This window comes from Enhygromyxa salina (assembly GCF_000737335.2).
Lineage (GTDB): Bacteria > Myxococcota_A > Polyangia > Nannocystales > Nannocystaceae > Plesiocystis > Plesiocystis salina_C.
In genome coordinates this window covers 1-21,780 of the sequence record NZ_JMCC02000104.1, presented here as the reverse complement: position 1 = coordinate 21,780, position 21,780 = coordinate 1, and the positions used below count along the sequence as shown (strand labels likewise).

At 67.8% G+C, this 21,780-nt stretch carries 13 protein-coding genes and 1 tRNA gene; 10 read left to right on the top strand and 4 right to left on the bottom strand.

What is annotated here, in order from left to right; all coding sequences use genetic code 11:
• Positions 1-27: 27 nt before the first annotated feature.
• The 6 genes from DB30_RS31810 to DB30_RS31785 all read left to right on the top strand — a co-directional run bounded on the left by DB30_RS31810 (position 28) and on the right by DB30_RS31785 (position 8,543).
• On the top strand, positions 28-750 hold the full coding sequence (locus DB30_RS31810) for a MotA/TolQ/ExbB proton channel family protein (RefSeq protein WP_052556118.1): 723 nt from the start codon (positions 28-30) through the stop codon (positions 748-750).
• 39 nt (positions 751-789) lie between these two features.
• Positions 790-1,275: an ExbD/TolR family protein gene (locus DB30_RS31805; RefSeq protein WP_146661512.1), complete on the top strand. Its 486-nt coding sequence runs from the start codon at positions 790-792 to the stop codon at positions 1,273-1,275.
• Between the two features lie 256 nt (positions 1,276-1,531).
• On the top strand, positions 1,532-1,978 hold the full coding sequence (locus tag DB30_RS31800; protein ID WP_146661510.1) for a biopolymer transporter ExbD: 447 nt from the start codon (positions 1,532-1,534) through the stop codon (positions 1,976-1,978).
• 2 nt (positions 1,979-1,980) lie between these two features.
• Positions 1,981-6,030 (top strand): thrombospondin type 3 repeat-containing protein, encoded by a 4,050-nt coding sequence (locus DB30_RS31795; RefSeq protein WP_052556115.1) that lies wholly within the window; start codon positions 1,981-1,983, stop codon positions 6,028-6,030.
• A 74-nt stretch (positions 6,031-6,104) separates the two neighbouring features.
• Positions 6,105-6,998 carry a sucrase ferredoxin gene (locus DB30_RS31790; protein ID WP_052556114.1) on the top strand — a complete coding sequence of 298 codons (894 nt, stop codon included), beginning with the start codon at positions 6,105-6,107 and terminating at the stop codon, positions 6,996-6,998.
• Positions 6,999-7,760: 762 nt separating this feature from the next.
• A complete protein-coding gene (locus DB30_RS31785) occupies positions 7,761-8,543 on the top strand; it encodes a hypothetical protein (protein ID WP_146661506.1) in 783 nt (260 codons plus the stop codon).
• A 101-nt stretch (positions 8,544-8,644) separates the two neighbouring features.
• Here the strand turns inward: DB30_RS31785 and DB30_RS31780 are convergent, their stop codons facing one another.
• On the bottom strand, positions 8,645-9,565 hold the full coding sequence (locus DB30_RS31780) for a GGDEF domain-containing protein (protein WP_240480374.1): 921 nt from the start codon (positions 9,563-9,565) through the stop codon (positions 8,645-8,647).
• Positions 9,566-9,893: 328 nt separating this feature from the next.
• Between DB30_RS31780 and DB30_RS31775 the strand changes: the two genes are divergently transcribed.
• Positions 9,894-12,848: a serine/threonine-protein kinase gene (locus DB30_RS31775; RefSeq protein WP_052556112.1), complete on the top strand. Its 2,955-nt coding sequence runs from the start codon at positions 9,894-9,896 to the stop codon at positions 12,846-12,848.
• A gap of 26 nt (positions 12,849-12,874) precedes the next feature.
• Here DB30_RS31775 and DB30_RS31770 read toward each other — a convergent pair.
• Positions 12,875-12,955, bottom strand: a tRNA-Leu gene (locus DB30_RS31770).
• A 175-nt stretch (positions 12,956-13,130) separates the two neighbouring features.
• Here DB30_RS31770 and DB30_RS31765 point away from each other — a divergent pair.
• Positions 13,131-15,221, top strand: coding sequence for a M48 family metallopeptidase (locus tag DB30_RS31765; protein ID WP_052556111.1), 2,091 nt, complete (start codon positions 13,131-13,133; stop codon positions 15,219-15,221).
• Here DB30_RS31765 and DB30_RS31760 read toward each other — a convergent pair.
• Positions 15,209-15,973, bottom strand: a complete 765-nt coding sequence (locus DB30_RS31760; protein ID WP_052556110.1) for an HAD family acid phosphatase — start codon at positions 15,971-15,973, stop codon at positions 15,209-15,211. The two genes, DB30_RS31765 and DB30_RS31760, sit on opposite strands and share 13 nt — an antisense overlap.
• Before the next feature lie 313 nt (positions 15,974-16,286).
• Complete coding sequence (locus DB30_RS31755; protein ID WP_052556108.1) at positions 16,287-19,721, bottom strand: DEAD/DEAH box helicase; 3,435 nt, start codon at positions 19,719-19,721, stop codon at positions 16,287-16,289.
• A gap of 90 nt (positions 19,722-19,811) precedes the next feature.
• On the opposite strand from DB30_RS31755, the gene DB30_RS31750 reads away from it, so the two are divergent.
• Both DB30_RS31750 and DB30_RS31745 read left to right on the top strand, forming a co-directional pair.
• Positions 19,812-20,174: a hypothetical protein gene (locus DB30_RS31750; protein ID WP_052556106.1), complete on the top strand. Its 363-nt coding sequence runs from the start codon at positions 19,812-19,814 to the stop codon at positions 20,172-20,174.
• A 21-nt stretch (positions 20,175-20,195) separates the two neighbouring features.
• Positions 20,196-21,780, top strand: a 1,585-nt coding sequence (locus DB30_RS31745; RefSeq protein ID WP_146661502.1) for a HEAT repeat domain-containing protein, incomplete at its 3' end; no start/stop codon positions are given.

Here is a 21,780-nt window from a genome sequence, read left to right as displayed (position 1 = left end):
GCCGGAATCTGACCCAAAGAGACGACCATGGAAATCCTGCTCCTGCTCGCCGAAGAGGCGCCATCCTTCACTCTGTCCGGCATGTGGAACCAGATGGGCATCTTCGCCAAGCTGGTCCTCATCGTGCTGATGTTGCAGTTCGTCATCACCACGATCATGGGGATCGAGCGCTTCATCGTCTACAACAAGGCCAAGCGGCAGAGCATCAGCTACATCATGATGCTGCGGAATTTCCTCAACGAGCGGAAGCTCGAAGAGTCCGTGGCCGCCGTCAAGCAGCACACCGCCAGCCCGATCGCCAAGGTCGTCGGCTCTGGCATGGACGAGTACCTGCAAGGGCTCGAGGCGCTGCAAGAAGAGGGGCCCGACGACGTCGGCGACTTCGACCTCGTCGACGCGGTCAACCGCCAGATGGAGCGGACCAAGGAGCGCGAGACCGCGAACCTCAAGAAGGGCCTGGCGCTGATCGCCACCACCGGCTCGACCGCGCCCTTCGTCGGACTGCTCGGCACCGTCGTCGGCATCATCAACTCGTTCCAGGGCCTCGCCGGCGACGGCGGCGGCGGCCTGAGCTCGGTCGCTGGCGGTATCTCCGAGGCGCTCGTCGCAACGGCCGTCGGTCTGCTCGTCGCCATCCCGGCCGTCATGGCGTTCAACTACTTCAACTCACGGGTTGAGGGCTTTTCGATCGACATGAACGATGTCGCCAGCGAGGTCATCAATTTCGTGCTCAAGGAGGGCCGGTACTGATCCGGCCCGCGTTGATCCCATCATGAACGGGAGCCAAACATGAGCGGCATGGGAGCCCACACGGGCCGGCGAACGCGTCGGATCCCCTACAAGAGCGACAAGCACGGGCACGCGGCGGGGCCGCAGAGCAACATCAACGTCACCCCGCTCGTCGACGTGTGCCTCGTGCTGCTCATCATCTTCATGGTGGTGACCCCGATGCTCGGGCGCGGCAAGGACGTCCAGCTGCCCACGCTGGTCGACGCGGACTCCCACAAAGAGGGCGATCAGGTGTTCGTCTCCGTCGACGATGAGGGGGTCTGGATCAACCAAGACGCCTACACCAGCCGCGGCGACTTCCAGGACGCGCTGCGCACCGAAGTCGCCATGGCAGAGGGCAAGGCCAAGGCCGCCAAGTACGACGGCCCGATCGTCTTTCTCAAGGGTGACAAGAAGACCAACTACGGTCGGGTCCGGGTCGTCATGGAGTGGGTCCAGGGCATCAACATCTCGGACGTCGCGCTCGTCGTCGACGTGGGTAGCTGAGCCCGCCACCTGAACTCAAGCGCAGTGCCACGGGCTACGGGCCGGCATGTCTACGGACAGCGCCGGCCCGTTTCTCGTTTGGGCTCGGGTGGCATTCGAGATCTGCCCGTGACCAATACTTCGTGGACCGGGCCCGAAACTCGAAACCCGAGCCCCAGGACGCTCGCTTGCGCCTTCGAATTCCGTTATTCTGCGCGCCCGGGACTGGCGTAAGCGTCATCGCGCCCTCCCGTTGCGCCTCAGGAGAAGACAGCCCATGGGCATGGACACAGGCGGGTCCGGAGGCGGACCCAGCAGCGAAATCAACGTTACCCCACTCGTGGACGTGTGCCTCGTGTTGCTCATCATCTTCATGGTGATGATCCCGAAGAACGTCCCCGAGATCTCCGTGCAAGTTCCACCCGAGAGCAAGCAACGGAAGAAACCGCCAAACCAAAGCGACACGCTGGTGATCGGCTTGACCAAGGACGGGGCGCTCACCCTCAACAGTCAAGCGATCAACACCCGAGACGAGCTCGGTGATCTGATCTCGAGTCGGCTGCAAGGCCGCGAGAAAAAGGTCGTGTTCATCGACTTCGACGACGACGCCAATTACGGCGAAGCAGTATTGCTGCTCGACCTGGCCAAGCGCAGCGGCGCGGCGGTCCTCGGCATCATGAAACACAAAAATCGTCCCGTGCCGGACACCCTCGTAGGAATTTGACCATGTCCAAACTCGAACAACTGGCCAACGAGTTCGCTCGCGGATCCACCCTGGCGTTTGCCGGCATCCTCGGGATGCTCGGCATGACAGGCTGCATCACCGACACCGACTGTGGCGTGTGTGATCCCGACAAGTTGGTGCTCGAGAGCATCTCCGGCATCAACTACGCCAACCGCAAGGTCCACCTGCTGCAGGACGGCCTCACCACCGGCAAGTACTTCATCGACGACATCAGCGCGTGCGTCGAGACCGATGAAGCCAAAGAAGCCCCGCGTGGCGCCCAAGAGTGGTGCAAGCTCTCGCCGCTCGTCAGCTGGCAGGGCTTGGAGTTCGTGTTCAACAACCTGCTCGATCCAACCTCGATCGAGCTGGTTCGTAAGGACCCAAGCAACCCGCAGCTGTTTCAGGTCTACGACTGGAAGACCCAGCTCGCCACGATCGAGGGCCCGATCACCCGCTTCAACGGCGACTACGTCGAGCAGACCGGTGATCTGCCCGACACCATGTTGCGGTCGACCAACCTGACCTGCATCGACAACCTGCGGGCCCGGGGCGAGGACTACAGCCACGAGGTCCTCGACGCCAACCCAACGATCTGCAGCGGGTTCCACGATGGCGGGAGCCTCGGCATGATCCCGCTCAAGATGCAGGCGAGCGGGACCACCAAGTCCTACCGCGGCGAGACCGACACCCGGGCCTCGAGCTGCACTGCGCCAGACTCTGGCCCCGACACCTGCTGCACCGTTTGCGACTACGAGCTGTCGGTCAACGTCGCCAAGTACGGCGTCGACGACAACGGGGTCCGCCGCACGCCGGCCAACGCGTTGACCTGCACGCCGGGTGGCAACGTCTACGAGGACTGCGACGGCTTCATCACCGACGTCAACCGCGAGAGCGAGACCAACCGCTACAGCTACGCCTGGAACGGGACAACGGATATCTTCCGGCTGCCGCTCGCCGACAAGATCCGCGAGACCCACCCCGACGATCGTCCGACCGGCGTCGAGCCCGACGGGGTGCCTTGCCAGACCGACGCCGACTGTGACGCGCGGCTCGGCTCCGCCTCGGGCGCGGTCTGCATTGGCACCACCCCCGGCGGCGTGACCTGTGACGCCGAGACCGACGACTGCGGCGACAAGCACTGCAAGGCAGAGTGGTTCGCCACCTGCAAAGACGACAGCGCCAACACGGGCGGGGCCTACTGCGTCGACAAGCGCTTCAAGGACAAGGGCGCGGGCGCGTGCTTCATCGCCACCAGCGGGTTCCAGTCGTGTGAGCCGCCGATCGACCCAATGGGCACGCCCGTGTGCACGTCGTGGGGCGCGGGCAACCGGCTCGCGCGCTGCGATGTCTCGGCGTTCCCCGACGGCAACCTGACCGCGAGCGAGTGCTGCCAGACCGCGCTTGGCGCGGAGCAAGACGGAGTGGGCTGCGACCCGCTGTTCCAGGACAGCGTCACCCCAATCCCCCGCTTCGATCGCGACCGCACCCTCCCGGAGGAGATCCGCGACTGCTTCTGCGGTCCCGCCGATGGCCAGCACCCCTCGTGCGCGGCCCAGATCGAGAAGTGGTGCACCGCGCCGCACGGCAACCTGCAGCGCCACGACGGCAGCAGCAACGCTGGCGAGTACGTCACCCGCTTCGTCACCAAGGTCGGCGGGGTCGTCTACGATCCCTCGCTCAAGGGCGTGCTCTACCTCCCCGGCGACCGCGGCAACGAGCCTCGCTCGCTGGTCGAGTCCTGCGCGGAGTTGGCCCTCAGCCCCACGCTCGTCGAGGGCTTGAACATCCAAGACGGCTGGCGCATGCACGACAGCGCGTTCTTCGAGAACTACGAGAACTTCGACCGCGGCATGTGCTCCGCCTCGGAGTACCGCGTGGAGTTCGCTACCACGGGCGAGCGCATCCGCGACAAGGTCGGCAACGAGCTAGCGAGCGACAAGACCACCTACGTGTTCGAGACGCCCGAATTCCACGTCGTGCCGGGCACGGGGTTCCCGACCGACAACTTGCGCATCGGCGCCTGTGACGACTTCGAGCTGCGCTTGTCCAACAAGTTCGACCTCGATCCGCAGAACCTCAAGAAGCTGCAGATCGTCCAGCTCAGCCGCACCTCTGGCGAGGATCTCCTCGGTGAGGACTGCTCGACCAGCCTGCAGCCCGAGTGCTGGCAAGAAGAGCACGTCGTCGCAGGCGGCCTCTCGTGCGCGGGCGAACTCGCCGACGTGACAGCGGAGAACCCCCCGTGTCTGACGGTCGACGTCAGCTTGCAGCGGGAAGGTTCGGTCCGGGTGCTCATCGACAACGTCCGCTTCAACGTCCAGCTGTTCAACTTCGACACCGAGCAGCCCGACGCGGTCGACGGGTTCGACCGGACGATCACCGGCCGCTATCGCATGAAGGTCCCCGGGCTCGAGAATGTCGAGCACTTCAAGGATCTCGATCTCAACGACCCGGCGGACATCGCCGCGTACGAAGCGGCCTTCCATGACGTCTGCGGCATGCCGCTGATCACGACCGGCGGCAAAGGCTACACGGACTTCTACTACGACTTCACCGTCGACCCGCCCAAGTGCAAAGAGGACCCCGACGGTGACGACGTGCAGCTGTCGTGTGACAACGCGGTCAAGCACTACAACCCGCTCCAGGAGGACCAGGACCTCGATGGCTTCGGCGACGTCGCCGATCTGTGTCAGCTGACCTTTGGCACCGCCAACATGGCGGACTCCGACAAGGACGGCATCGGCAACGACTGCGACACCTGTCGCGAGACGCCCGACAAGTACTTCATCGATGCGGCCATGGTCGACGACCCGCGCATGTGGGTTCGGAACATCCCGTTCCAGTTCGACTTCGACCAGGACGGCATCGGCGACGTCTGTGACAACTGCGTCACCGTGGCCAACTGCGGGATCTTCAACGCTTCGACTCCGCACACCGTTGGCGTGCCCGTGCCCTACCAGGACAAGGGCGTGTGTCAGACCGACGCCAACTCCGACATGATCGGCGACAGCTGCATCGACCCCGACACCAACATGCCGTTGGTGGACATGGACAACGCCGCTGGCCCGGTCGGCTTCGGGCCAACGGACGACTTCGACCAGGACGGCATCAACAACCTCGACGACTGGTGCCCGCGCCAGCCGGTCGAGCAGGACCTCGCCGCCCGCACCACGTGCACGGACGACGCGGACTGCCCCAACGCTGGCTCGACCTGCGCGCTGACCCCAGCGCTCAACGGCTCGCGCTACTGCAACCACGTGGACACCGACGGCGACCAAGTCGGCGATTTCTGCGACACCTGCCCCTACGAGCCGAACCCGATGCAGGTCACGGACGCCGGCATGCAGATCGACGACGAGGACGGCGACTTCGTCGGCGCCGCGTGTGAGACCAACGCGTCGTGCAACATCCGCAAGGACCCGCGGCCCTACGCCTTCATGGACGTCGCGGTTGACGGTCAGTGCTGCGTGACCAGCTACCCCGGCGACGGCGAGTACATGCAGCGTGCCGACGGCACCTGGGACTGCATCGGTCTGTGCGACCTCGACGGCTTCCCGATCACGCTCGACTGCGCGGATGAGGCCATCCCCGGCGATGACCTCCCCAACGGCAGCAAGTGTCGCAAGCTGCCCGCGGCCCTCGCCATCTTGCCCGGCGTGGTCGACCTCGCGCCCGGCTGCCAAGAGGCGCTCGACGCGGCTGGCAAGTGCGCACCGCAAGGTGAGACCGACCCGAACTGTCCGCCCGAGATGGCGAACGGTCGCCTGACCCTGTTCGACGTCCCCAACGAGGACGAGCTGTGGGACAAGCTGTGCTTCTTGCCGCAGTGGGACCAGGACTTCGACGGGATCGGCGACGCCTGCGACCTGTGCCCCTTCTCCTACGACCCCTTCAACGAGCCCTACGTCGACGAGAACACGGGCAAGGTGTGGGACAACATCGGCCGGTTCTGCGCTGGCCAGTACTCGCCCGACAACATCTGCGCTGCGCAGGAGCCCAGCGGCGAGATGGAGACCGGGACCGACACCGGGGACGAGACGACCGGCTAGTCCGAGTCAGCTGACTCATCCCAGCACGAAGGGGCGGCCGTTGGGTCGCCCCTTTTTTGTCTATGCTGCGGGCAATGGCCACGACTGTTGGTTTTTGTCGCGAGCTAGCGATCAACGAGCCCCTCGCAGGCTCCGGCAACGACGCGATCCAGCGCTGGATCCTCGTCGAGGACTGCGGTCCGTGGGGCGCCAAGGTCCCGCGGGACACCGAGCTTCCGGCCGCGACCCGCGAGTGGTTGTTGGCCCGCGACAGCGAGCCTCACACCCGGGTCCAGCTGATCCGACGACCCGGCAGCGGCAGCGGAGCGCGGGTCAAGGTCTTCATCGTGCAGGCGTCAGCGGAGCCGGCCGGGCGCCGGATCGTCGAACTCGAGGTCCCGGTCGAGGACATCCCCAGCCTCGATCCAGGCGCGCTGCTGGCCGGCGCCGCGGCCCCCGAGTCCGATGACCTCGCTGCGCTGTACCTGGTCTGCACCCACGGGACCCGCGATCGCTGCTGCGCAAAGTGGGGGATGGGCGTGTTCGAAGCCCTGCGCGCCCACGAAGGCGAGCGGGTCTGGCAGTGCTCGCACCTCGGCGGTCACCGCTTCGCCCCGACCTTCCTGACCTTGCCCAGCGGGCTGCTGTGGGGTCGCGTCGAGCTCGATGAACTCGACGATATGCGGGCCGGCTTCGCCGCGGGCCGCCTGAGCCACCCGAGCAAGCTACGCGGGCGCTGCTGCCATCGCCGGGTCGTGCAGGCGGCAGAGTGCCTGCTGCGCGAGCGCGAGTCGCTGCTCGAGGACGACGCGCTGGTGTTCGTGAAGGTCGAGACCCTCGCCGACACGGCGCAGCAGGTGTGGTTCGAGCACGGCCACGAGCAGGTGGCCGTGACGGTCGAGACCGCGCTCGGGGTCGAGACCCCGGGGAGCTGCGGCGATCCGCTCGAGCCTCGGCGCCACTACAAGCTCCGCGGGATCGATCGCTAGTTGCTGCGATCAGCTCGCGTGGACCTACCTGAGGGGGCGCTCGTTGGCTGATGTGTCGTGTCGTCATTGGCTCGCAGGCGCGTTCTGGCGTCGTGTTCTCATCTAAAGCATGAATGAGAGTGCAAGAAAGGTATGGATGCGAAAAACATCGGGCTTCAGGAATTTGGGTTGGTGGCAAGAGAGCCCGGACAGAGGTCGAGGCCGCGGAGTATGATCGCATTGCGAAGCGGCCGCGGTTCCGGGACCCGCAAGATCGCTTTTGAGCGCCTGGATCTTGCTGTTGCACAAGTCTTGGAACCGCACGAGGTTGCGCGGCTGCACGTTCTCGGGGTTTGCAGCCACATATAGCGACTGTTCAAAGTGGGATCTTCGAGTTTCCGTTGATGTGCCCCATTTTGGGCCGCTTCAACGGAACGCAGAACACCGCTGGCGAGTGATCCGTGTGGGAACCACACCCTAGCCTAGCAGCGTCGCGTCGATGTAGTTGATGACTCATATGTCCATCGAGACCGACTCTGTCGACTCGAGATACTCGAGTGGTGGAGAGAAGTTGCGGGCGCCTAAGTTGCCGCAGAAACACTGCAACTATCCTGACAGAGGGGGGGGGCAGCAGTGACACCTCGCTGAACACGGAACTCGCAATCTGGGGACCGACACCTCGCGTCGGCTCCCAGTACGACCCCGTCGAGGCCAGCGATTAGCCCAAATTCCCCAAGCCCAAAAATATCTTGCACGGCACCCTTACCTCTGACACTCTGCGGCATGCACAAATCGATGCTATCCATGGTCGCGGCGCTAGCTTCTGCAACCTTTCCGGTTGCGTGTGGCGACTCTATTGACACCGACGAACGGGCTTATCTGGAAGAGGAACCAGACGCGGAGCTGGAAATCGAGATCGACCCACTGGTCGAAGTCGAGATCGAATCTGGGCACTTGATCTCATTCTACGTCGACCCGTCGTCATCTCCACCGACCGTCACCGCTACAGAGGTCATACCGCCAGGCGCGGCTAGCGTGCTTCATGACGCCCGTCTGAATGAAGCAACGAGCCTGGAAACGTTTGTCGCCATCGCCCCAAATGCGAATGTGCCACCGGAGCTCACAATCAGTCACGAAATTGAAGTAGCCCAGCGCGGGCGTTCAGATGGCGCGCCCTTGCCCTTTGCACCGCAGCCTCTAAAGGTCGACCCACCATGTACGAATCAGAGCCTCTTTTCGACTTGGTTTTCCACCATGGCCGGCACGGTGGACGGCATTGGTTCCTATGACGGCACTGGCCCAACTTCGTTCCAAATTATTGAGGATACAACCACCTATTTGGATGGATACTTTGGTGGATGCAACTATAGTGATGGTCCCAAGGACTTTCACTATTGTCTCAAGACTTCAGGGAGTTGGCGCTGCACGGGTACATACGGTGTTACGGCGGGATCAATGTACTACGCGACAAAATTCCAGTCAGTCGACACCTATTTCTTGGTGCGCGTCACCTATCCGTACCTGACGAGTGGGATCGCGCGACTCGCATATCACCTTGTAGACTAACTGACATCGAGATTGCCCGAAAGCAAGGCGGCCGGTGGCCGGCCTTGCTTGTTCCGTGCCCAGACTCAATTTACAGATATTGGCATCAGGCTCGACGGCGATCACAGCGCGATGATCTGGTTGCGGCCGGCTTGCTTGGCCCGGTACAGGCGCTGATCCGCGAGTTCGATCAAATGCGCAGGCGCGCGCATGTGCGAGCTCCACGTCGCGACGCCAGCCGAGATCGTGACGGCGATCGCCTGACCCTCGAACTCGATCCGCTTGGCCTCGATCAGCGCGCGGATGTGATCCGCGTAGCGGGCCGGGCCTGGCGGCGCGAGGCCGTGGATGATGACCGCGAACTCTTCGCCACCATAGCGCGCCACGAAGTCACCCTCGCGGGTGTTGTCCCGGACCGTCCCCGAGACCTCTTTGAGGACATGATCGCCGGCCCTGTGTCCGTGGGTGTCGTTGCAGCGCTTGAAGTGATCGATGTCGAACAACATCAGCGCGAGCGGAGCCCCGTTGTTGGCGACCTTGGCGATCGCGTTGGCGATCGTGTTGTCGAAGGTCTGACGGTTGTGGATCCCCGTCAGCCCATCGAAGCGCGTCAGCGAGTAGATGTGCTCGTGAAACGCGGCCTCGACGTTGTTGCGGTAGATGAACTTGAGGATTGTCTTGCCGATCCGGATCTGATCACCGTCGTCGAGATAGGTGCTGTTGATCTGCTTGTCGTTGACGAAGGTGCCGTTGGTCGAGCACAGATCGAACAGCCGCACGCCAACCGTGTCGGGGGTGAATTTGGCGTGGCTGCGCGAGACCAAGCCATCGTCGAGGTGGATGCTGGTCGCGCTCTCGCGGCCTGCGATCAGCTCGCGGTCGAGGTCGTATTTGTGACCGACGTTGTCGCCCTTCATCACGACCAGGCAGGCCGAGCGCTGCTCGGCGGGCGGCCGCCCTCCGTCGCTGTCTGGCACGGTCTGGTGCATCGAAGGCAGGCCGCGGGGTCCCGGCCGCAGTCGCGAGTTTGGGGGCTCGTTCACGCTCGGGTCATCCGCGGTCGGGTCATCGTTGCTTGGGTGTGCTCGCGTGACCGCGCGAACGCGGTGATCGGCGGCCACGCAGCCATGCACCCGGGAGTCATCGCGCCCAGATTACCAAGCTCGCGCGCCGCGGTGTTCTTGCTCGGCCCACGTCGCTTCCGGGAGTGGGGCGACCGGGTGTGTTGAAGGCCTACACCCCGATCCGCGACCCGAGCGGGCGAGCGGGCGGCTTGGCGGGCGCCGAGCCGCGTGCGATCGTGAATCGCCATGCCCGCGATGGACCTCCCCGCACAAGCACCGTACGGGCGGCTGCTGGCCGCGGGGTTCAGTGGCTGACGAGATTGCCCAAGAAGAGGCGACCGATGTCGCCGAGGATGGGGTCGCGCCAGCCTTGACCGGCGCGCGCTCGCGGATGGCCGTGCCCGAGCGGATCGGTCGCTATGTGGTGCTGCGGCAGCTGGGCGCCGGGGCGATGGGGGTGGTGGTCGTGGCCTACGACCCGGAGCTCGATCGGCAGGTGGCGATCAAGCTGATTCACCCACGCGTGGCCGAGCGAGGGGACGCGCGGGCCCGCATGCTGCGGGAGGCCAAGGCCATGGCTCGGCTCTCGCATCCCAACGTGGTCCAGATCTACGACGCCGGGACGATTGACGGTCGGGTGTTCATCGCCATGGAGCTCGTCGATGGCGGCCCGCTGTCGAGCTGGCGCGAGGCCCAAGCGCGGAGCGCCGACGAGATCCTGGCCGTCTACATTGCAGCCGGACGCGGGCTGGCTGCGGCCCATGACGCGGGTTTGGTCCACCGCGACTTCAAGCCCGACAACGTGCTGGTCGATCGAGACGGGCGCGCGCGCGTGCTCGACTTTGGGTTGGTCCGCGCTGACACCGAGCTGATCGAGCGCCCCTCGCAGGTGAGCGCGCCGATCGGCACCGAGCCCACCTTGGAGATCAGCCTGGCGGGGATCGCCGAGTCGCCCATGTTCACCCGCGATCACGAGTCGAGCGGGGCGTTTGGCAGCCAGACCGCGAGCGAGCTGGACCTCGAGCTGACCCACGGCGGCCAGATCATGGGCACGCCCGCGTACATGTCGCCCGAGCAGTGGACGAGCGCCAAGGCCGACGCGCGCAGCGATCAGTTCAGCTTCTGCGTGGCGCTGTGGGAGGCGCTGTATGAGCAGCGTCCGTTTCAGGGGCGGACGATCCAAGCGCTCGCGGGCGCGATCACCTCGGGCGTGATCACCGAGCCCGAGCGGCCCGTGCAGCTCACGCGACGGCTTCGCGCGGCGCTCGAGCGGGGGCTGTCTGCCGATCCTGCCGCGCGCTTCGAGACCATGCACGCGCTGCTGCGCGAGCTCTCGCGCGAGGACTCGAGCCGCTGGAGCGTGCCCCTGGCGTGGGTCGCGTTGGTCGCGTTTGGGGTGTTGGCGTGGGGCCGGTTTGCCTCGGTAGGGATCGAGGCCGAGCCGCCGCCGCCGCCCAGCTGCGAGCGGGCGGGCGAGGCGATCACCAAGGTCTGGAATCCCGCGCGGCGTGAGTCGGTGGCCGCCGCGTTCAAGGCCACGCAGCTGCCCGTTTCGCCGATCCTGACCAAGCTCGACGCAGACCTCGAGGACTACAACGCGCGCTGGCTGGCCCAGGCGACCGACAACTGCGAGGCCACCCGGATCCGCCAGCAACAGTCCGAGCAGCTGCTCGACCAGCGCGCGCGCTGCCTCGACGCCAAGCTGCAGGCGCTCGACGCGTTGCTCGAGGTGTTCACCCAGGCCGACGAGAGCACCGTCGATCAAGCCCTGCTGGCGGTCGAGAGCCTGCCCAAGCCAAGCGCCTGCGAAGCGGATCGGGTCAGCGAAGCGTCCCCGGTGGTCGCCCTCGACCCGGTCCGGCAGACAGCCGTGAGCGAGGGCGAGCGGCAGCTGTCCCGGATGCGCGCGAGCCTGGACACCGGTCGCTACGACGAAGCGATCGGGCGCATGGACCCGGTCCAGGCGCTGGTCGAGGAGCTCGACCATCCACCCTTGACCGCCGCGTTCTTGGTCGAGCGTGGCCGCTTGCTCGCGCGCATTGATCAGCGCGAAGAGGGCGTCGCCGCGCTGCAGCGAGGGTTCTACCTGGCCACCCAGCTGCGCGACGATCTGTTGGCGTTGAGCGCCGCGACGTGGCTCGCCGAGATCGAGGGGGCCCAGCGGCTGCGTCCCGAGTTTGCCCAGCTGTGGGCGGATCAAGCCCGCGCGCTGCTCGAGCGCGAGTCCGGTCGGTACCCTGAAGCTGAAGCCGATCTGGCCGACACCGTCAGCTGGAACGCCTATCTGCGCGACGATCTGGACGCAGCGCGGGCGGAGGCCGAGCGTGGGCTCGCGCTGCTCGACGACGCCAAGCTGCCCGCGCCGATGCGTCGCATGGCCTTGCTGCTCGATCGCGGCGCCGCCGAATACCGCGCTGGCGACCTCGCGGAGGCCGAGGCCACGTTCACCGCCGCCCTCGAGATCGCCACGCAGACGGTTGGCCGCGACAACGCCAACGCGACCGGGGCGCTCAACAATTTGGCGGTCACCTACAGCGCCGAAGGGGAGTACGAGCGGGCGCGGGCGCTGCTGCAAGAGAGCATCGAGACCCGCGAGCGCGCGCTGGGCCGCGATAACACCAGCGTCGGCGTTGGCCTGAGCAACCTCGCGGACATCGAGCTCGAGCTTGGCCACGGACCCGAGGCGCTCGCGGCCGTCGAGCGTGGCTACAGCATCCTGCTGGCGGCGCTCGGACCCGATCAATACGCGACGGTCATCGCCCAGCAACGGCTGGGTCTGGCGCGGGCGATGGTTGGCCAGCACGAGGACGCGATCCTCGATCTTCGCGGGGCCCTGGCGAGCGCCGAAGACCCCGCGGGTCCCGATCCTAGCCTGGCCCAGGAGCTGCGCGCCGAGCTGGTCGTGGTGCTTGGGCTCGCAGGCCACGACGACCAGCGCGACGCCGAGCTCGAGCAGGTCCGCGCAGCCGATCCGCAGCTGTGGCGCGAGGTGATCGCCGCCGGTCGCTTCGCGGCCTGGGTTGGGCAGGTCGAGCTGGCGGATGCGCTGTTGAGCATGGGGATCGAGCGGGCAGGGGACCCGTCCGAAGCCGGGTCACGGCGCAGCTTGGCGCTGGGGCGGCTCGAGCTGGCGGAGTTGTTGCTGGACAGCGATCCCGCGCATGCGCGGAGTGTGCTCGGCGGTGATCTCGAGCGGGACCTCAGCAGCGCGCCCAAGCTGGCGAAGCGCCTCGCGGATCTGCGCCGCCGCGCCGGCCAGTGAGCGCCCGTGAGTGCTGGTTGTCGACATGCCCAGGGCGGGACTTGAACCCGCACGTCCGAAGACAGGGGATTTTAAGTCCCCCGCGTCTACCATTTCGCCACCCGGGCTCGGCGGCACAGTCTCCCACGCGCGAGAACGCGGTCAAGCTGAACACGCGCCCGTCTGCGCCATGGAGCCCCGTTCGGGTCCCTGGATGGGAGACGACCTCGACGGCGGGGGCATCACGGATCCGCCTGGATCGGGGCGGGCTGTGCAGCCCGCCGGGCTGCTACCGTCACCCTGGTGGCCGACCCCGCCAGCGCGTACCCGCCGAGCGTCGCTGCGTCTGGGATCAACCTGGGCGCGGGACCGGCCTATCGTCGCGGCGTCGTTCGTCTGCTCCTCGGGCTCGGCGGGTTCGCGCTGATCTACCTCGAGATGCTGGTTGGCTGCGTGGCCGCGATGTTCGTTGCGATCGAGGCGGCCTGGCGCGAGCCAGGGCTGTGGCCCGTGGCGATCCTCGCCGTGCTGTTGTTCGCGCCGCTGGTGGCGTTCTTGCTCCGCGGCCTGGTTCAACGCCCCGCGATCGGCGAGGCGGCGCTCACGATCGATGTTCAGGATCATCCGCGCCTGCTCGCGTTCGTCCAGCAGCTGGCCCAAGATGCGGGCGCGCCGGCGCCCAAGCGGATCTCGCTGAGCGTGGGCGTGAACGCGGCGATGGTTCGCGGCCAGTCGACCCTGGCGTCGCTGTTCGGGGGGCAGCCCGAGCTGATCGTGGGCCTGGGTCTGGTCAACGTGCTCGATCTGCGCGAGTTCAAGGCCGCGCTGGCCCACGAGCTTGGCCACTTCGCGCAATCGAGCACCCGCGTGGGGCAGTGGGCGCACCGTGTGACGATCGTGTTGCGCGGGATCGTGCTGGGTCGCTCGCGCTTCGACGCTCGCTTGGCGCGGGGCCGCGCGGCCAAGCGGGGGCTCGTGCGGACCCTGGCAGAGCTGCTGAGCGTGGGCGTGAGGGGGGCGCGGGGGATCCTGGCGTGGTTGCTCACCCGCATCACTCACCTCAACCGGGCGCTCGCCCGCGAGCTCGAGTTCAACGCGGATCTGCACGCGGTCGCCCTGTGTGGCAGCGATCCGCTGGTCGCCGCCCTGTGGAGCGCGCAGCGTGGCGCGCTGGCGATGAACGCCGCGCTCGGGGCTCTCGCCGAGCTCGCCAAGCATGGGGTGTTCACCGAAGATCTGTATGCGCATCACCAGCTGCGGCTCGAGCAGCTCGACGAGCGCCTCGCGGGTGCCCGCGGGCCCATGTTGCACGCGCTGCGCGAACCCTACCGCTGGGGTCGCCGCCTGCACTTTCCACCTGGCGAGACCCCGGCCGAGGTCATGGGCTACTCCCACCCCAGCTACCGCGACCGCGAGGCCAACGCCAAGCAACGCTACGTCGCGGCCGATCAGACCCCGCTGGGTCCGGCCTGGATCCTGTTTAGCGACGACCCGCAGCTGCGCCGCGAGCTGACCCTTCGCGCCTACGCGCAGCTTGGGCTCGGGCCCGATCGATCGCAGCTGCGACCGGCCGGCGAGGTCGAGGCGCGACTGAGCGAAGAGCTCGCGGAGCGGCGCCAAGGTGCCCACCACCACGGGTTCTACGACAATCGGGTCGTCAACCCCGGGCCGGTCGACCAGCTGCTGGCCGAGCTCGCGTCCGATCCGCCAACCCCCGAGCAGCTGCGCGCCGCTGTGGATCCGTGGCGCGGGGCCGCGTTGGCTGCGTTCATGGCGAGCTGGCGCGAGACCGAGCTCAGGCTCGAGCGGCCGGACCCAGTCGACCACGCCGCGCTCGCCAGCGCCCAGGCCGAGCGCGCCCGACAGGTCCAACAGGCCCACGTGGGGGATCGCGCCGTGTTTCGTTGGCTGTGGCACCAGGCCAGCCCGCCGCAGCGGCTCGAGCTGGTCGAGCGCCATCGCTTCTCGAGCTTCGTGCAGCACCTGATCATGGCCCTCAACGCGCACCATGGCCGCGTCGCCACGCTGTTCAGCAGCGTCGACGCCCGCGAGTACGAGCTGGCCTCGCACGCTCCGCTCGAGCTCCTCGATGCCCTCGACGCCCTCCATCGTGATCTGGTCAGCTCGCTGGCGCAGGCGCAGCAGGTTCGGCTGCCCGCGCTTCGCAACCTCGAAGCCGGCGAGTCGCTTGCAGCCGTCTTGCTCGCCGATCCGCTGATCGAATCGCTGGCCCACGAGGCGGCGCTCGGGCCGTGGCTGCAGCAGTTCATGGCCCAGGTCACGATCGTCCACGGGCGGCTGCGCACGCTCTACTACAAGAACCTGGGCCAGCTGCTGGCGCTGCACGATCGCATTGACGCCGAAGCGCCCGAGCCGTCGGATCAGTCCACGTGATAAAATGGGTTCGGCATCAACACCGCGTGCTCGGCGTGGCCGCCCGCGAGGTCGCTGGCCTGATCCCCGAGGGTCAGGGCGATCTTGAAGCCTCGCTCCTCGAGCTTGGCCCGGCGCCCGCTCTTGTACTCGGCGGCGGTCAGCTCGTTCTCGGCTTCATCGCGTAGGACCAGCTCCTCCCAGACGTCGAACCCCGCGGCTCGGAGCACCCGCTCGGTCGCCTCGCGCTGGTGCTCGCGGCGGCCGGTGATGAACACGACCGCGACCTTGTGAGCGCGGGCGTAGTCGTACAGGCGCTTCATGCCTGCGACCACCTCTGGCTTGCCGGTCTTGACCCACTGATCCCACTGCTCGCGCACGAAGCAGAACCCGGATCCCTTCAGCTGCTCGAAGTTGTCGAGCGCGGTCTCGTCGACATCGAGCACGATCGCCAGCTTCTCGCCGGCCTTGCGCTTTGCGACTCGCCGCTCGAGCAGGGTCAGGGCCTGGGCGGCGACGCGGGCGGTGACCTCCGCGTGCGGACCCTCGGGCCCGCCGTAGGCCGTCAGCGATCCAATCACCTGCTTGCGACAGCCTTGCTCGGTCTCGTGTTGGATCACGAGGGCGTCGCGCTCGATCGTCAACGTCTCGACTTGGTCCTTCAGCTTGGACAGCTTCTTCTCGAGCTTCACTTCGCGCTTGCGAGCGCTCTCCAACCTGTCCGCGGCGTCGGTGTCCTTGCAGCCGAGCGGGGACGAGAGCAGACAAGCCATGACGACGAGGCTCGAGGCGGGCCGGAAACGGGAGCGACCAAGCATGAACGAGGAGGACTATACATGACCCCCACATAGACCTTGGACTTCGTCGACTGCGGCCGCAGGCGCGTCCGGTCGCTTCGCTCCTCGGGGCTGGCTGTTCGCATCCGCATGTGTGGCCCCCTACAAGGGGGCTCGGACGGCTTCGGCGGACGCGTACGGGGACTGGAAGGGGGCTCGGACGGCTTCGGCGGATGCGTTCGGGGAGAGTCGTCGACTGCGGCCGCAGGCGCGTCGGGCGGGTCGCGGGGGGCGGGAACCGCTTCGATCGTCAGGGTTTGGGGGGGCGGGGGAACAGCTGGATGACTGCGGCTTCGCTGTCTTGGGCGGCGCTGACTGTTGCGGGCTTGGCGGGGCTGGGGCTGTCGGGGCTGCTCGGGAGCGGGATGAACTGGGCGAGCGCGCGAGGGGCGGGCTCGGGGAGCGGCTCGTCGTCGGGGGGGAAGTCGTCTTCGAGGTCGTCGTCTTCTTCGTCCAAGCCGCTGGCGCTGGGATCGGCGAACACGGCCTCGAGATCGGCGCGGGTCAGGGCGTCGACCTCGAGCCGATCAGTGTCGATCGTCGCGTTGAACAGCTTGCGCTTGCGCGCTTGCAGCTCGAGGATCTTGTCCTCGACGGTGTCGGCGGCGACCAGCTTGTAGACCATCACGGGCTTGGTCTGGCCGATCCGATGGGCGCGATCGGTTGCTTGATCCTCGCTCGCTGGGTTCCACCACGGGTCGAGATGAAACACGTGGTCGGCCTCGGTCAAGTTCAGGCCGAGGCCGCCGGCTTTGGTGCTGATCAAGAACACGGGCGGCCCGGCGGGATCTTGCCAACGCTCGAGCACGCCAGCGCGATCGCGGGTGCTGCCGTCGAGGCGCAGGTGGGCGATCCCGGCGGCGCTCAGATCCGTGGACACGTGATCCAAGAACGAGGGCCAGGTCGAGAACACCAAGCTACGGTGGCCGTCGGCGCTGGCTTGGACCAACAACAGCCGCAGCAGCTCGAGCTTGGCCACGCGGCCGCCGAGCTCCCGAGCCTCGGGGAAGGGGAGCAGCGCAGGGTGACAGCAGGCTTGGCGCAGGCGGGTCAGCGCCTCGAGGATGTGCAAGGTGGCGGCGCCGATCCCCTGCTTGTCGACCGCTCCAAACACGCTGGCCCGGTAGGTCGCCCGAACCCGCTCGTACATCTGACGCTGCTCCTTGCCCAGTCGACAACGCAGCACCTGCACCTGCTTGGGCGGCAGCTCGGCGGCGACCTCGCGCTTGAGCCGGCGCAGCAAGAACGGACGCAGCCGCCGACGCAGCCGGGCCAGCGCGGCGCCGTCTTCGTGCTTGTGGATCGGCTCGACCCAGCGCTTGCGAAACCGCCGACGCGAGCCAAAAAAGCCCGGCATCAACAGCTCGAACAGGCTCCATAGCTCGACGACGTTGTTCTCGAGCGGCGTGCCAGTGAGCGCGACCGGGTGCGCGACGCTCAAGCTCCGCGCGACCTGGGCCAGCTGGCTGTCGGGGTTCTTCAGCGCCTGGGCCTCGTCGAGGATCAGGTGGCGAAACCGCATGGCTTGCCACAGCTGCGCGTCGTGACGCAGCAGCGCGTAGCTGGTCATGATCACGTCGGTGGTGCCCTCAGCTGGCGGCGTGCCGCGGCGAGGGCCGTGGTGCAGGTGCACGCGCAGGGTCGGGGCGAAGCGATCCGCCTGTTCGCGCCACGTGTGCAGGACCGACGTTGGACACACGATCAAGGACGGCGGGCCTTGTGGGGCGCCGCTGTGGGTATCGAGCAGCAACGCCAGCGCCTGCACGGTCTTGCCAAGGCCCATGTCGTCGGCGAGGCAACCGCCCAACCCGTGATCCCGCAGATAACACAGCCACGCGAACCCGCGCTGTTGATAGCCGCGCAGCTGGGCCTGCAAGCTGGCCGGCGGCTCGCGCTGGGCCACGCCTTCGAAGCTGGCCAGGGCCCGCGCACGCCCGCGCCAGTGAGTTGCGCGGGCGGACTGCTCGGGGTCATCGCTGACGAACTCGCCGAGCAGCTCCGAGGCAAGCGGCAGCGCGTGGGCGCCCAAGCCGTGCTGGGTGTTGCGGGCGTCGCCAAGCTCGACCAGCTCCGCGAGCGCGCGCCCGTGACGATCCAGCCAGCGAGTGGGCAGCGCGGCGAGCCGGGTGTCGGGCAAGCGAACGAAGCGCTGCCCGGCGAGCCAGCTGGCGATCACCTCGGGCGCCGCCACGACCGCGCCACCCTCACCCTCGGCCGCGAAGTCGACCTCGAGCTCGAACCAATCGGTGCTCGGGCCCAAGCGCATCCGCGGACCGAGCGGCTCGGCGAGGACCCGATTGTGGGTCAGCGAGTGCTCGCCAAACACGACCCAGCCCCGCTCGCGCAGGGCCGGCATGCCCTCGCTGAGAAAGGTCCAAGCCCACTCTTCGAGCAGCTCCACGCTGGCTTCACGGCCAACGCGATCGGTGAACTCGGCCCGGCGCGCGCGCTCCCACTTGGCGTCGCGGACCAGGGTCATGTCGTCGCCAAAGCTCAGACCCCCGCGCGCGTGCAGGCCCAGCTCCACGCAGCGCCCGTCGGCCAGCTCATAGGCCAGCTTGGCGGTGCAGCGCAGCACCTCGCCGCGCTCTTCGAGATACAGCCGGGCCTCGCGGCGGGCGACCGCGCTGGCGCCGACCTCGAGCGGCGTGGGGATCTCGATCGGCACGGGCGCGTGGGCCAGGATCGTTCGCGCAAACTGGTCAAAGTCATCGACGCTCAGCTGCACGGGCTCGACGCCGATCCGATCGAGCAAGTGGGCCGGGATGTCATCGGCGAGCGGACGCAGGATCCCCGCGCTGGTCAGCACGATCGAAGGCTCGAGCCGCCAGTGATCGAGCACGCCATCGGACCAGCGGGCCTCGAGCAGGCCCGGCTCCCCCGCGCTGATCCGCAGGGTTGGGCGCCACACCAAGGTCGAGGCGACGATCGGCAGCTGCTCCCAGCGAAGCTCGAGTTGCTCGCCGGCCTCGGCCAAGGCCGCGAGCAGCTCGTGGGCCACGCGGGCGCGCAGGCGCGGGGCCTGGCGGGCGTAGGTGTCCAGCTTGCGCAGCTCGGTCAGCTGCGCGATCAGATCGTGGACGCGCAGCAGCTCGTCGCTTGGGTTGGCCTTGGCCCGCAGCTTGTCGACCGAGCTTGGACACCGGATCGGCTTGAGCCAGCCGTCGCCGCGCTTGTTGGCGCGCAGCAGCTGAACGTCGAAGTCGAAGCCGCGCTCGTAGCCGCCGGTCGGGAACACGTGGATCAGCAGGCGACAGGCCCGATCCGAGCGCGGCGAGGGTGGGGGCGCGGCCTCGGTCGACAGGCCGTCGCTTGGGCGATCGCGCAGCAAGTAGTCCAGCTCGAGCTGCCAGCTGGGTCGATCGAACAGCTCGCGTCCGTCGGGGCGCCGCCACAGCTCGAGCACCACCACGGCGGCTCGGTGCTCGCAAAACCCGTGCTTGTCGTGGGTCGAGCAGCCGCAGCGGGCGTCGATCCGACACCACAGGCCCTCGCCATCGGGGAACTCCAGCCAGGGATCCTTGGCCCACTCGCGCTGGATCACGGTCAACGCCCCGACCAGGTCGGGGACCTTGGCGAGCGCGTCTTCGGGGAGCCGGCCGCGGGGAGACAGCCAGGCGAGCAGCCCGCGGACGCGCGCAGCCGTGAGCCGATCTGCTGGTGGACGATCGAGGTTGATGGTCACCGTGTTAGCCGGGGGGGGCCGCCTGGTCCAGGGGGTCGCGACCCTGGGTTGCTTCGCCGTGCGCGCGCGGATCTTGCTATCGTCTCGCCCATGCCGAGCCGGCCGGGTGTCGATGCGTTGCTGAACGAGCTCGCGGCGAGCCCCGATGACGCGGCGCTGCGGGCTCGAGCGGCGCAGTCGCTGACCAAGCTCGGTCGTCACCGCGAGGCGGTCGAGCTGCTCCGCGATCGCTTCGTCAACCTCACCGCTCACGACGGCCCGACCTTGCCGTGTCTGTGCCGTCGCTGTCTAAAGCCCGACCTGGGTGAGACCCACGCCCAGGACATGGACTTCGCGCGGTGCTTCGTGGTGGCTCATGGACGGGTGCTCTACTACTGGGCGCCAAGCGAGCTCGCGGATGATCCTGGGATCTCGCGCTCCGTCGGCGCGCGCTTGGCTGCTCGCCTGGCGTGAGCCACCGCTAGACCACTTGTCATGACTGACGCCAACACCCGCCATCGTCGGAGTCGGAGCCGGAGCCGGATCGAGGCGGGCTGTGGTGAGGCCCTGGTCGAGCTGCTGAGCCCCGATCCCGTGCTGCGCCGCTACGCCGTGGACGCCGTAGAGCTCGACGCGGTCGGGCTCTACGCCCTGCGTGATCGTCTGCTCTGCGATCCCCACGGCCCCCTGCGCGTCGCGGTCGCCGAGCGGCTCGCACGGGCGGCGCACGGTCGCTTCGACGCTGGCCCACCCACGCGAGACGAGGCGGCGTGCTGGCTGCTCGAGGCCCTGCATGATCCCCTGCCGAGCGTCCGCGAGGTCAGCTGTCGCGCGGTCGCACGCCAGGTCGATCGCCACGTCGAGATCGAGGCTCGGCTGGCGCATCTGCTGACCATGGACCCCAGCTGGCGAACCCGGCGAGCAGCCGCGCGCGCGCTGGCGGCGGTCGCAGGGGAGGGGGCGATCGCGGGGCTGATCGCCGGGCTCGAGGATCCGTTTTGGCGGGTCCGCCATGGCGTCGTTCAAGCGCTTGGGCTCATCGTCTCGCGGGCCTCGCAGGATGAGGCCGAGCGCGCCCGGCTTCGCGTGAAGATCCTGGCCGCGGGTGCACACCTGGACGAGGCGGCCCGCGCGGCGCTGGCCTACCTCGCCAGCGGCTGGCCCGAGGGCGAAGACGAGGTCCCCGCGGTGCTGGGGATCATCGAGGATCCAGGCGCGGGGCTCGATCTCGGCGATCCAGATCCCGCCGTGGTCACGGCGCGGCTGCTCGCCGCGAGCGCGGTGGATCCCGCCGACTTGGTGCCGCTGTTGGCAGAGTCCCACGTGCCCCTGCGCGAGGAGGCGGCGCGGCGGTTGGCGAAGGTCGACGATCCCACCTGCTTGCTGCCTGCGTTGGCGTGGCTCGAGGATCCACGGGTCCCCAACGCGCCAGCGATCGTGCGTCGCTTGCTCGCGCGGCTCGGGCATCGGGCGGAGCCCCTGATCGCGGCCGCCCTGGACAGTGGCCGGCCAGGGGCGCTGTGCTGGGCGCTTGCGTGGATCGCCGACTACGCGGGCGAGCGCTGGCACCCACGCTTGCCGGGCCTGGCTTCACACGTGGATGAACGCGTACGGGCGGCGCTGGTGGTCGCCTGCAGGCAATTGATCGAGCGCGAGCGAGGGCAGGGGGACCAGCGCTGGGCGGGCATGGTCGAGGCGGCCACCCGCGACAGCAGCCCGGTCGTGCGAGAGGCCGCCACGCTCGCGCTGGCGGAGCTCGACATGCTCGAGGTGACCTGCAATTTGGATCGGCGTGGCTACGCGTCGCTCGGGCCGTTGGCGCGCGCCCGAGTGGCCGAGCTGACCAGCAGCGCTGAGATGCAGGCGCTCGCGCTGAACGACCCCGACGCCCGGGTCCGGCTGGCGGGGGTCCGGCTGGCGGGGGCCCACTCGGGGACTGGGGACGGCTCGCAGCTCGACCCGAGCCATCGCCGCCGCACGCTCGCGGACGCCGATCCGTGGGTCCGCGGCGCGAGCTTGGATCTCGAGGCCGCGATCTCGATCCTGTTGGGAGACAGCGAACGCGACCCGAGCGTCCGCC

Excerpts from the sequence above, each read along its gene's own strand:
- DB30_RS31810 (WP_052556118.1), top strand. The coding sequence starts at position 28 with ATGGAAATCCTGCTCCTGCTCGCCGAAGAGGCGCCATCCTTCACTCTG.
- DB30_RS31805 (WP_146661512.1), top strand. The coding sequence starts at position 790 with ATGAGCGGCATGGGAGCCCACACGGGCCGGCGAACGCGTCGGATCCCC.
- DB30_RS31800 (WP_146661510.1), top strand. The coding sequence starts at position 1,532 with ATGGGCATGGACACAGGCGGGTCCGGAGGCGGACCCAGCAGCGAAATC.
- DB30_RS31795 (WP_052556115.1), top strand. The coding sequence starts at position 1,981 with ATGTCCAAACTCGAACAACTGGCCAACGAGTTCGCTCGCGGATCCACC.
- DB30_RS31790 (WP_052556114.1), top strand. The coding sequence starts at position 6,105 with ATGGCCACGACTGTTGGTTTTTGTCGCGAGCTAGCGATCAACGAGCCC.
- DB30_RS31785 (WP_146661506.1), top strand. The coding sequence starts at position 7,761 with ATGCACAAATCGATGCTATCCATGGTCGCGGCGCTAGCTTCTGCAACC.
- DB30_RS31760 (WP_052556110.1), bottom strand. The coding sequence starts at position 15,973 with ATGGCTTGTCTGCTCTCGTCCCCGCTCGGCTGCAAGGACACCGACGCC.
- DB30_RS31750 (WP_052556106.1), top strand. The coding sequence starts at position 19,812 with ATGCCGAGCCGGCCGGGTGTCGATGCGTTGCTGAACGAGCTCGCGGCG.